The 11865-nt window shown below is 32.5% G+C and carries 13 protein-coding genes and 1 pseudogene; 7 read left to right on the top strand and 7 right to left on the bottom strand.

All coding sequences use genetic code 11. The annotated features are described in order from the left end of the window. A pseudogene (locus tag BLV37_RS15205) lies at positions 1 to 198 on the top strand (IS110 family RNA-guided transposase); the annotation flags it as partial. Positions 199 to 286: 88 nt separating this feature from the next. On the opposite strand, the gene BLV37_RS14240 reads toward BLV37_RS15205, so the two are convergent. Both BLV37_RS14240 and BLV37_RS14235 read right to left on the bottom strand, forming a co-directional pair. Then, entirely contained in the window at positions 287 to 1084 is a 798-nt protein-coding gene (locus BLV37_RS14240) for a FeoB small GTPase domain-containing protein (protein ID WP_091732994.1), read from the bottom strand. A gap of 23 nt (positions 1085 to 1107) precedes the next feature. Next, positions 1108 to 1386 (bottom strand): FeoA family protein, encoded by a 279-nt coding sequence (locus tag BLV37_RS14235; RefSeq protein WP_091732991.1) that lies wholly within the window; start codon positions 1384 to 1386, stop codon positions 1108 to 1110. A gap of 321 nt (positions 1387 to 1707) precedes the next feature. Between BLV37_RS14235 and BLV37_RS14230 the strand changes: the two genes are divergently transcribed. Further along, a complete protein-coding gene (locus tag BLV37_RS14230) occupies positions 1708 to 2286 on the top strand; it encodes a M15 family metallopeptidase (RefSeq protein WP_176967998.1) in 579 nt (192 codons plus the stop codon). Positions 2287 to 2313: 27 nt separating this feature from the next. Here the strand turns inward: BLV37_RS14230 and BLV37_RS14225 are convergent, their stop codons facing one another. The 5 genes from BLV37_RS14225 to BLV37_RS14205 form a co-directional block, all read right to left on the bottom strand. After that, positions 2314 to 2886 carry a manganese catalase family protein gene (locus BLV37_RS14225; protein WP_091732987.1) on the bottom strand — a complete coding sequence of 191 codons (573 nt, stop codon included), beginning with the start codon at positions 2884 to 2886 and terminating at the stop codon, positions 2314 to 2316. Positions 2887 to 2899: 13 nt separating this feature from the next. Further along, entirely contained in the window at positions 2900 to 3166 is a 267-nt protein-coding gene (locus BLV37_RS14220; protein WP_091732984.1) for a spore coat protein CotJB, read from the bottom strand. Positions 3167 to 3187: 21 nt separating this feature from the next. Then, on the bottom strand, positions 3188 to 3376 hold the full coding sequence (locus BLV37_RS14215; RefSeq protein WP_091732982.1) for a spore coat associated protein CotJA: 189 nt from the start codon (positions 3374 to 3376) through the stop codon (positions 3188 to 3190). 191 nt (positions 3377 to 3567) lie between these two features. Further along, on the bottom strand, positions 3568 to 3909 hold the full coding sequence (locus BLV37_RS14210) for a hypothetical protein (RefSeq protein WP_091732979.1): 342 nt from the start codon (positions 3907 to 3909) through the stop codon (positions 3568 to 3570). Next, entirely contained in the window at positions 3909 to 5180 is a 1272-nt protein-coding gene (locus tag BLV37_RS14205) for a DUF1576 domain-containing protein (protein WP_244270561.1), read from the bottom strand. The genes BLV37_RS14210 and BLV37_RS14205 overlap by 1 nt, the downstream gene beginning before the upstream one ends. 355 nt (positions 5181 to 5535) lie before the next feature. Between BLV37_RS14205 and BLV37_RS14200 the strand changes: the two genes are divergently transcribed. From BLV37_RS14200 to BLV37_RS14180, 5 genes are all read left to right on the top strand, one after another. Continuing rightward, the gene (locus BLV37_RS14200) at positions 5536 to 5808 is read left to right on the top strand and encodes an ArsR/SmtB family transcription factor (RefSeq protein WP_091732974.1); all 273 of its coding nucleotides are present in this window, start codon (positions 5536 to 5538) and stop codon (positions 5806 to 5808) included. A gap of 86 nt (positions 5809 to 5894) precedes the next feature. After that, positions 5895 to 8411 (top strand): DsrE/DsrF/DrsH-like family protein, encoded by a 2517-nt coding sequence (locus tag BLV37_RS14195; RefSeq protein WP_091732971.1) that lies wholly within the window; start codon positions 5895 to 5897, stop codon positions 8409 to 8411. Between the two features lie 162 nt (positions 8412 to 8573). After that, positions 8574 to 9122 (top strand): rubrerythrin family protein, encoded by a 549-nt coding sequence (locus BLV37_RS14190; RefSeq protein ID WP_091732968.1) that lies wholly within the window; start codon positions 8574 to 8576, stop codon positions 9120 to 9122. A 372-nt stretch (positions 9123 to 9494) separates the two neighbouring features. Continuing rightward, entirely contained in the window at positions 9495 to 11435 is a 1941-nt protein-coding gene (gene abc-f, locus BLV37_RS14185; protein ID WP_091732965.1) for a ribosomal protection-like ABC-F family protein, read from the top strand. Positions 11436 to 11510: 75 nt separating this feature from the next. Continuing rightward, complete coding sequence (locus tag BLV37_RS14180) at positions 11511 to 11744, top strand: hypothetical protein (protein ID WP_091732962.1); 234 nt, start codon at positions 11511 to 11513, stop codon at positions 11742 to 11744. Positions 11745 to 11865: the final 121 nt, after the last annotated feature.

Below are 11865 nucleotides of genomic sequence, written 5' to 3'. Positions count from 1 at the left end.
CTGATTGAGGCTGCTAACAGTGTTCGAAACCATATACCAGAGTATAAACAATTTTATTACAAGAAGTACGGTGAAGTAACTACCCACCAACATAAAAGAGCACTCGCACTTACATCTCGTAAATTAGTACGACTGATTTTTGGATTGCTGACTAAAAATCAAATCTACTCCACCGATAAAGTTGGAGAGATTCAATAAAATATTTTCCCTTCTCAAACCTATTTTTCTCAAAAAAATTATAGGTTCTATTAAGATTACTCTTTTTTAATTGTTTCTTTTATTTTCTTTAAAAATCATCTCTTGACATATTACCAGATTGCTCTGTTTCCATGGACTCATTAATTAATAGAAATTCTCTCATAGACTTTAATATGCTGCTATCTCCATCTATAAGTCTAAGGGCTATCCATCTTGCATTAAGCTTTTCTCTTATGTATTCAGGCAGATGTTCTGTTATTTCTCTTACTAATGATTCTATATTATTATCATATTGTATTTTATAAGGATTAGGTTGGATTTCTCCTTCAACTATTTTTTCAATCGTATCCTTTAGTATGTGAACACCAACACCATCTCTGGCTACCATTGGGATTACAGGGATACCTAAATCCTTTTCTAATTTATGAGTTTGAACTTTTATACCTTTCCTATTAGCCTCATCCATAAGATTAAGGCAAAGTATTACATTATCCGTTATTTCCATTATTTGAAGTACTAGATTTAAGTTTCTCTCTAAACATGTAGCATCTGCAATTACTATCGTAATCTGAGGATGACCAAAGCATATAAAGTCTCTTGCCACCTGTTCCTCAACAGAGTTAGCAAGAATAGAATAGGTTCCTGGTAAGTCAACTAATAAATATTCCTTATCCTTATATTTAAAACTACCTTGAGCATTTGCTACAGTTTTCCCAGGCCAGTTTCCTGTATGCTGGTTCAATCCAGTAAGATAATTAAATAGAGTGCTTTTTCCCGTATTAGGATTGCCTGCAAGGGCTATTACTATTTGCTCCTCACTTTTTTTAGATATATTAAACTTATCCTTCAAAAGAGACAACCCGCTAGATTGACTAGTTAGACCCATCTTTTTCCTCCCCTAGAATTAAATTATATAGGCTTCACAACTATATTTTGTGCTTCCTCCTTTCTTAAAGCTATAATAGCTCCTCTTATGTTAAAAGCTATTGGATTTCCAGAAGGACTTATTCTTTCAACGGATACAAGAGAGTTCGGTATAAGACCTAAATCAAGGAGTCTTCTCCTAGAAAGTCCTTTACTTAAAAGCTCCTTTACTCTTGCTGATTTACCTACTGGTAGCTGATGAAGTAGTATTTTTTCATGCTTTACTTGATTAAAAACCATCGAAATATTATTATAAGTTTCCATTATTTTACCTCCAATTAAATAGTTATGTATTAGCTTTAGCTAACAACAGTAAAAAGTTAGCCTAGGCTAATAAATATAATAATAAATAATCCAAATATACTATTGGATTTAACTGTTTTTTTATCTGATAATGCTATTATATTTATTTGGTTCAAAAGTGTTACACAGAAGAATATAGTTAATAAGCAAATAGGATGATTATTATATAGAAGCATTTAAAGAATATAAAAGGATAGTAAATAAACCATGTAGAATATAGCTATTAATTCGTAGATCTCAATCTATGAGTTGAGAAAACATAAGGAAAGGAAGGTGTCAAATTTGAAGAACCTTTATGAGCTAGTTTCTTTAGAGTCAATAGATTCTTCTTTCATAATAGAGTTAAGATATGCAACACAAAACAACTTTGTAAAAAAACAGGTTTATCCAAGGAATAGTAAGGCTTATTTACAAAAAGAAACAGCATTAAAATTGAAAAAGGCCAATGCTATTTTTAAAGAGAACGGGTTTACAATAAAGATTTGGGATGCATATAGGCCTTTATACGTTCAAAAGGTATTTTGGGAATATGTAAAAGACTCTCGGTATGTAGCTGATCCCAAGATTGGTTCAAAGCACAATAGAGGTGCTTCAATAGACATTACTCTAGTGGATAAGGATGGAATTGAGCTGGAAATGCCTACAGCATTTGATGACTTTACAGAAAAAGCTTCTATAAATTATCTATATCACACAGAAGTTGCAAGGACAAATGTAAAATTTATGACTAGGGTAATGGAGGATTGCGGATTTAAAGGAATTAGTAGTGAATGGTGGCATTTTGACGATGTAGGCTGGCAGAAATATCCACTGCTAGATATTAGCTTTGAGGAATTAGATATAAATAGTATAGGACAGTAAAACTATCCTATACTATTTATATGTTCTTTAATAATACTTCTTTTTACACATATGCTCTTCTACAATGCAAAGTGCTTCTCCAAATCTTTGAAAATGTACAACTTCTCTTTCTCTTAAAAATCTTAAGGTATCTATAACACCAGGGTCGTCGCTTATACGTATTAGATATTCATAAGTGGTTCTTGCTTTTTGTTCAGCAGCCATGTCTTCATGTAAATCAGTTACAGGATCTGCTTTTGACTGGATGTAAGAAGCAGTCCAAGGATTGCCTGCGGCATTGTGTGGAAATGGACTTTTACCATGATTTACATAATGAGCCTCGAAAGGAGTTCCTTTTATTTGTTCTACAGTAGCATCCTTAGTAAGCTTATAAACAAGCGTACCTATCATTTCCCAATGAGCTAGTTCTTCGGTACCTATATCCGTCAATATTCCCTTAGCCATTCCAGTGGGCATAGTCCATCTTTGTGTAAGATATCTGATTCCAGCAGAGAGTTCGCCGTCTGGACCACCAAATTGTTCTATTATCATAGCTGCTAGAGTTGGGTTAGTAGTATTTACTCTAACAGGATATTCAAGTTTTTTTTCGTAAATCCACATATATTAGCCTCCTTTAGCATCTACATTTTCCAAAATCAACTTCCCATGGCCAAGGTTCTTCTATATATTGCCACGGGCATCTACTCATACCAGTAAACTTTAGTGGTCCATATTGTGACTCGTAAAGGCATTCAAGCTCTCTATATTTTTGAGAAAAAGTATTGTGAAGCCTCAAAGCCCTTTCATCACTTGGGTGGGTGTCTAGATATAAGTTAGTTTCTATTAACACGAATCCTACTTCCATAAGCTGTGTAAGCAGCTCTACACGATTGCCTTGCATAGATTGCACCTCCTAAAAAGTTTATTTACAGTATACTTCATATTTATATGGGTCATGAAGCTCAGGGAATAAGGTTCCTTTTTTCAAGGCTTCACCAGGAGAAAAAACTTTACCCATAGTTTGAAAAGGCACATAAGCATGTGCTAGTTTTGTATAAGGCTCCATAGGTGGAATACAGAATATACATCTATCCTTATCCTTATCATTCATAGAAAAACCTCCTTAGAATAATGTATTTTGCAATACCATATTACGCATATAGAATACTAATTGTGATATCTTTGTTAATAATAAAGGAATAAAAAAATATCATCCTTAAGCAAGCGAAAAATCTAAGATTTTTTCCTTGATTAAGGATGATATAGGTTGTTTAACCTTTTATAATGTAATTTATTTTTAATCTATTTATATCTGTGTAGCTCAATCAAAAGGTCACTATCTTCATAGATAACATTAGCCTTGTCAGTCATCATTCCAACTAGTGCCATATCATTAGGCGAATCAGTATCCCCTGTTAGCTCCCAATAATATTCTTCAGCAGCCTTTTGACGAGGTGCATTTAGAAGTTTTCTCATATTATTTACACTTTTTTCAGAACACTTCACATTATTAGCAATAACTAAAAGTTTATACATATCCTTATTATTTTCAATAGATACATTGACCTTCTCAGCATCACCAAGCATTGCAAATGTAACCATTTCATTAATTATCTTCGAAATCTTCTTGATTTCAACATTCACTAATTATCCCTCCTCTTAAATACATCCAAAATAGGAACTAGCATAGTAGCAATAATACCGGTAGAAAAGCCATTGTTATATAGATTCATCCCACCATGTAGGACTCCTACATTCATAGAAACAGAAAGATGTAGGAAGCCTGCCAATAAACCGCTAATAACGCCATAATCTCCTGCAATAGGAGCTAAACTAGTACCAAAAAGAGCTGCTATAATTACAGTTGTAGAGCTAGTATCCCAAACATTCAAAATGCTAGCAATAAATACTCCTAATAACACAGGGATGCAATTTCTAGGGTGCTTACCAAAAGATGAAAAACCTATTATAGTAAGCAATGCACCAACTATAGGCCCGTTCATTACTCCTTTTGATATAAAAACATATACTAATCCTATTATACCCATGATTCCCATATTAATCAACGTAATCCCGAAGCCTGCTATAAAAGTGAAATCATCAACTAGTTTTCCAGAGGTTCTAAGGATTTTAGAATAATTTTTAAATAAGCTTTTACCGTTCATAAAATATCCAATTATCACCAAGGTAATACAAAAACCTGCTAGGAAAACCTTTAGCAGAAAATCATGCTCAGTTGACAATATCATTCTTGGCTCATTACTAAATCCGTAGCTTTTCATAAAAGCCATTACAATAGTACCGATGAAACCTGCTGCAAATCCAACATTATAAAGGCTATAGCCTTCATGTGCTCTTAGCAAGTGGGAAGCGACAGGAGGTAAGAAAAAACCTACAACTATTCCTGCAAGTATTGCAAATAATAAGCCCCAATAATTAGATGGGCTTAAAGCACGAGCAACCTCGAAAATCATAGGAGAAAGTGCTGTGCCAAACATTGATATTATAAGAAAACTCTTAAACCTTTTCTTTAGGTATTTTGCATACAAGTATCCGCCTATATATATAGGCCATACATTAAAAATGTTTTTTCCAAAGAAAGAAAAACCAGCTATAATAAAAATAGCAGATATAGGAAAGCCACCCATGTGAAATCTAAGCTTCCATAAGAAAAATATATTTATTAAAGTCAGCAAGGCTGAATTCACGAGTGCTGCTCCAAGACCACCTACTTTAATATAGTCTGTAAGGAGTACATCTGGCTGGATGATTATTTTAAAAAGACCATTTACTATTTCTTTAATATCACTAACGAAAAAGGCTAATATAAGAGAAGCCACAGGGAATATAGATATTATCAGAAATTTAGTTTTTTCACTTACTTGTTCAAAATTATTAACATTATCTTTAGTCAAAAGAATACCCCCAATCATTTTATTTAAAAGACAACATTTGATTTTTAGTATATTATTGCTTTTCAAAAAAACATAAAATAATAGCTACTATTTTAAAACAAACTTAGTCTATATCTCCATACTAAGTATATTGTATTAATCATTAAATTAATTATAATACTAAATAAAGACAATTTGTATACTTTTCATGAAAAAACATACACTAAAAAACAAATTTTTATCATTTTATCATAAATCAGGCAAGAGTAGAAGATAAATTTTATAAAAATGCTAATTGACAAACACATCCATATATTATAATATAATAATATAATAATATAAATTCGATTAGAGGTGATGACATATCAGTGTTCAAATGAGTATGAATGAGGATTTAGTAAAAAAAGCAGATATATTAAAGGCTATTTCACATCCCATAAGACTTTGCATAGTAAAGGGCTTATTAGAAAATGGAGCACATAATGTAACAGACATGCAAAGCTGTTTAGATGCACCTCAATCTACTGTTTCTCAGCATTTAACTAGACTTAAAGCAGCTGGTATAGTAGAAGGGAAAAGAGAAGGGGTCGAAATCTACTATTATTTAGTAAACGAAGAAGTAAAAAACGTTATTAGGGCACTATTTTAAACTATAATGCCTTAATTCGTTTTATTTTTAACGAATATATTCAATAAACCTAATATATTAATATAACGATATAAAGGAGGATTATTATGTCAAAAAAGGTTCTAATAGTTGGAGGAGTTGCAGGTGGTGCGAGTACAGCAGCTCGTCTTCGAAGACTTGACGAAAATCTTGAAATCATAATGTTTGAAAGAGGAGAGTATATTTCTTTTGCTAACTGTGGACTTCCATATTATATTGGGGAAACCATAGAAGAAAGAGACGCTCTTTTACTTCAGACGCCAGAAGCTATGAAGGCAAGATTCAATATTGATGTAAGAGTAAATAATGAAGTACTTAAGATTGAAAGAGACAAAAAGCAGATTCAGGTCAAAAATTTATTAACTGAAGAAGTTTATAATGAATCATATGATTATCTTGTATTGTCACCTGGCTCTACACCACTAAAGCCACCGATACCTGGAATTGATTCGCCAAATATTTTCTCACTGTGGAATATACCTGATACGGATAAAATCAAGGATTATGTAGATAATCAAAGACCTAAAAGGGCAGTAGTCATAGGTGGTGGATTTATAGGTATAGAAATGGCAGAAAACCTATATGATAGAGGACTTGAAGTGACTATAGTAGAGATGGCAGATCAGGTTATGGCGCCATTAGATTTTGAAATGGCACAAATAGTTCATCAACATATAAAATCTAAAGATGTAAAGCTGCACTTAAAAGATGGAGTTAAGGAGTTTCAATATAATAATGGTATAACTACCATAGTGCTGCAAAGCGGCAGAACAATAGACACTGATATGGTCATATTATCTATAGGTATAAAACCTCAAAGCAAGCTTGCCATAGATGCTGGCCTTGATGTAAATCAAAGAGGGGGCATAATAGTAGATGATAATCTAAGAACGTCAGATGATAGTATTTACGCCTTAGGAGATGCTATAGAGGTTGTAGATTTTATGAACGGGAACAAAACTATGATACCTCTTGCAGGCCCTGCAAATAAACAAGGAAGAATAACAGCAAACAACATTGCAGGAAGGGAAGAAAAATACAAAGGAACTCAAGGAACTTCCATTGCAAAGGTATTTGATTTAACAGTTGCTTCTACAGGACATAATGAGAAAATATTAAAGAGAAATGGCTTAGAATATGGGAAGGATTATAAGACCTCAATTATTCATTCTAAATCCCATGCAGGATATTATCCAGGAGCATTTACAATGTCTATTAAGCTTATATTTGATTTAAAGGGTAAGATTCTTGGTGCTCAAATAGTAGGCTATGAAGGTACAGATAAGAGAATAGATGTAATAGCAACAGCTATTAGATTCAATGGAACAGTATATGATCTTAAAGAGCTTGAATTAGCTTATGCACCGCCTTATTCATCTGCAAAAGATCCAACAAACATGGCAGGATTCACAGCGGAGAATATTTTAAAGGGAGACTTAGACGTTATACAATGGAATGAAATAGACAATATAGATAAAAACAGTTCAATGATTATAGATGTAAGAGATGAAGTAGAGAGAGAGTTAGGATATATACAAGATTCAATAAATATACCTGTTGACCAGCTTAGAGATAGACTTTCAGAGCTAGATAAAGAAAAAGAAATTATTATTTACTGTGCAGTAGGGCTAAGAGGATATATAGCTGCGAGAATTCTTAAGCAAAATGGATTTACAAAGGTAAGAAATCTTAGTGGTGGATATACTACCTATAGCTGTGTATTTTGCCAAGAAGAAAATACTGATAAATGCTCAGGAGGCTCCTGTTCTACAGAGATGACCTTTGATGAATCTGGGAGACAAGAAATAACCGAAGATATAAAAAGAGAAGTTGTAAAGCTTAATGTTTGTGGCTTATCTTGTCCCGGACCTATTACTCAAGTATATGAAATGATGAAAGAGTTAGACAATGGACAATATTTAGAAATTAGAGCTACAGACTCAGGATTTTTTAATGATATAAAAATGTGGTGTAAAAGAACAGGAAATACCTTCATAAGGGGAGAAAAAGAAAAAAATGAATTCGTTGTAACGATACAAAAAGGAGCTGGTTTCGGCACAAACAAAGCTTTAGAAGCTGGAAAAGAAGCTATCCCTATAAATATACAGACTGCTAAGGAAGATAAATCAATGGTTGTATTCAGTGGAGATTTAGATAAAGCTATAGCAGCGTTTATTATAGCAAATGGAGCAGCTGCAATGGGTCGAAAGGTAACTATGTTCTTCACCTTCTGGGGATTAAATGTTTTAAGGAAATCTGAGAAAGTAAAATCAGAAAAAAGCTTCATGGATAAAATGTTTGGTATGATGATGCCTAGAGGAAGTAAAAAGCTAGGATTATCAAAGATGAACATGGGCGGCATGGGAGCTAAAATGATAAGAAAAGTAATGAATGATAAAAACATATCTTCTCTAGAAGATTTAATTAAGCAAGCTATGAGCTCAGGAGTAAATATTGTAGCATGTACTATGTCAATGGATGTTATGGGAATTACAAAGGAAGAATTAATAGACGGCATAGAATATGGTGGTGTGGCAGCTTATCTCGGCGCTGCTGAAGAATCAGATGTAAACTTGTTTATATAGATTGTGCAATACCCTATAATTTTATATAATATCAAAAGGAGCAGTTTTATCTGCTCCTTTTGTATGTACAATCTAATAATTCCCTTGTTTATTAATTAATAAACGGGGTATAAATCTTAATGATTGTACTTTATGATTAAACTTTGAAAGGGAGGAATTGTAATGAATGATATGACAGCTCAAAACTTAAGATCAGCTTATGGTGGCGAAAGCCAAGCGCACATGAGATATAAAGCTTGGGGAGAAGTAGCATTAAAAGATGGATTTCCTACAGTAGCTACACTTTTTAGAGCAATCTCATATGCTGAAGAAATTCATGCAAAGGGACATTTTAGATTATTAAAAAATGTAAAGGGCGACTTCTTGGTAGCATCAGGAGCAGGCTTTGGAATAGGAACTACATCAGAAAATCTTCAGGGAGCAGCTAATGGAGAACTATTCGAAGTGGATCAAATGTACCCAGCGTACATAGCTGTTGCAGAAGCTCAAGGGGAAAAAGCAGCAGTAGTACTAATGAAGAACATTATAGAAGCAGAAAAAACTCATGCTGACCTTTATTTAAGAGCAAAAGAATACACAGATGCAGGTAAAGATGCTGATTTTACAAATATTCATGTATGTGAAATATGTGGATATGCAGCAGAAGGAGAAATGGTTGATAATTGCCCAATTTGTGGTGTTACAAAGGATAAATTTACAGTATTTGAATAAAAAACTCATAAGGCGTACTCAAAAAGTACGTCTTTTTTATTGCCATAATAATAATTATATGATAAAATATAACAAATATATGTACGGAGGTGTAAAGATGAGAAACTTAGCTTTAGTTGGTGTTGCTTTAGACAGGTTACCATTGATATTAACAGCAAATTTTATTTTTCAAGGGGGTAGTGTGTCTAAAATCAAATATTATGTCAACTAAAATGTAAGTGAATCGTCTTCTGAAACCTTAAACATATTGTTTAGAATCATATGCCTAGGTAAGAATTTACTTGCCTAGGCTTTTTGTATTTTTGTATATATAAAGCTTAGGCAGAGATTTACTTGTCTAGGCTTTTATTTTTTGAATAGGGAGGAATTAAAATGATAGATATTAGTTTAAACGGAATAAGCAAATACTATGGTGGTAATAAGATACTTGAGAATATTACATTCGAAATTCATAGTGGAGATAAGGTTGGATTAATAGGCAAAAATGGTAGCGGGAAAACTACCGTATTTAAGATTATTGCAGGCATAGAAAATAGCGATGGAGGAATATTATCTATTAGAAAAAATGCAACCATAGGATATCTTGCACAGCTTCCTGACTATCCACAAGAATATAAAGTAATAGATGTCCTTAATACTGCTTTTGAAAGCCAAAAAGCCATAAAAACTCAAATGTATGAGTTAGAAAAAAAGATGGAAAACATAAACGAGTGTGATATTGATAAAATAATGAAAATATATGGTGAGTTACAACATACATATGAGCATATGGGTGGATATGAAATGGAGGAAAAGCTTAGTAGAGTATGTAAAGGTCTAAAGTTAACAGAAAGTATGCTAGAGAGAAGCTTTATGGATTTGAGTGGAGGAGAAAAGACTACTGTGATGCTAGGGAAAATGCTATTACAGAGTCCGGATATTTTATTGCTCGATGAGCCTTCCAATCATCTTGATTTAGAATCTATTGAATGGCTTGAAGAGTTTATTCAAGAATACAAAGGCTCAGTAATAGCAATATCACATGACAGGTACTTTTTAGACAATGTGGCTAGAAGAATAATTGAAATAGAATCAAAAAAATCTAGGTCTTATGTTGGGAATTATAGCTTTTATGTACAATACAAAGAGGAAATGCTTAATAATCAGCTTGAAGCATATAAAACCCAGCAGAAAAAGATTAAAGAAATGGAGGATGCAATAAAAAGATTTAGGGATTGGGGAACTAGAGCGGATAATGAATCTATGTTTAAAAAGGCAGCAAATATGGAAAAACGGATAGAAAAAATGGAGAAAATCCATAAGCCAGAACTAAATCAACGAAAGATAAAAGTTAGTTTTTCTCAAGGAGAAAGGTCAGCAAATGAAGTAATAAACATTAAAGGACTTAGAAAGTCATTTGGAGACAAATTGATAATTGACAATCTAGATCTAAGTGTTAGATATAAAGAGAGACTTTGCTTGCTAGGTAAAAATGGTAGCGGAAAGTCTACATTGATTAAACTTTTATTAAATAAACAGACACAAGATGCAGGAGAAATAACCATAGGCTCAAGAGTGAAAATTGGGTATTTAGAACAGGAGATATCCTTTGAAAATGAAGAGAAAACTGTTTTAGAGACTATTAATCAGTGCTTAATGGTGCCAGAAAGTGAAGGGAGAAGGATATTATCAGGATTCTTATTTTTTGGAGAAGATGTGTACAAAAAAGTAAAGAATCTTTCTGGTGGTGAAAAAAGCAGACTAAGATTATGTATTATGATGGAGCAGCAAAATAATCTTTTAATTTTAGATGAACCTACAAATCATTTAGATATTAATTCAAGAGAAATGCTTGAAAAAGCACTTGAAATTTTTAAAGGAACTATATTATTTATTTCTCATGATAGATATTTCATAAATAAACTAGCAGAAAGAATAATAGAAATAGACAATAAAAGATTAATAGAATATCTAGGAGATTATAATTACTATAGAGAGAAAAAGTCGGAAAGCAAGAACCTTTTAAAAACTGAAAGTTTAGCGAGAGAATCTAATAAAAGGGAAAGCAAATCTACATCTACAGAAAATGCGGCAAGAAAGAACATTAATAAAACTAAAAATCATGATAAAAAAGAAGAAGCTAAAAGAAAAAAGAATATATCCTTACTTGAAGAAGAAATAGAATGTATTGGAAATGATATTCTACAAATAGATAATCAAATGGAGAAGTTATATCACGATTATGAGAAGCTAAGTGAATTATTTATTGAAAAAGAAGCTTTAACTAAAAAATATGATGTTTTACTAGTAGAATGGGTAAAGCTAAATTCCTAACCTAACTATGGTTTTTAGAATATTAGAATCTAAAAAAGCAAATACTAATCAAAAATCATATGAAAGGGTGATACAATGGAAGACACTAGAACCATACAGGAGATTATCAATCAGTTAAATATGATTGAAAAGGATAACCAGCATATATTAGAGCATGTAAACAGCATAGATTTATTATTAGTATCAAATGAAAATGGCAGAGTAAAGGATGCAGAGCTATCAAATAAAATTGTGGGATTAAAGGAAAAGATAGAGTCTGTGGTAGAGATATCAAATGAAATAACTTCAATGCTAAATAACCAAATGTAAACTGTACCATGAGGTACAGTTTTTTTATGACCTAACCCGATTTCCTGAATGTCTTTATCAGGAAATCGTAGGTAGGTCAAACGCAATGAGAACCAAATTTGCACGACCGGAGGGAGTGAAC

It is taken from the genome of Proteiniborus ethanoligenes, assembly GCF_900107485.1.
GTDB classification, from domain to species: Bacteria; Bacillota; Clostridia; order Tissierellales; family Proteiniboraceae; genus Proteiniborus; species Proteiniborus ethanoligenes.
The sequence above is the reverse complement of the archived record's forward strand: the minus strand, read 5'-3'. Positions and strand labels throughout refer to the sequence as shown.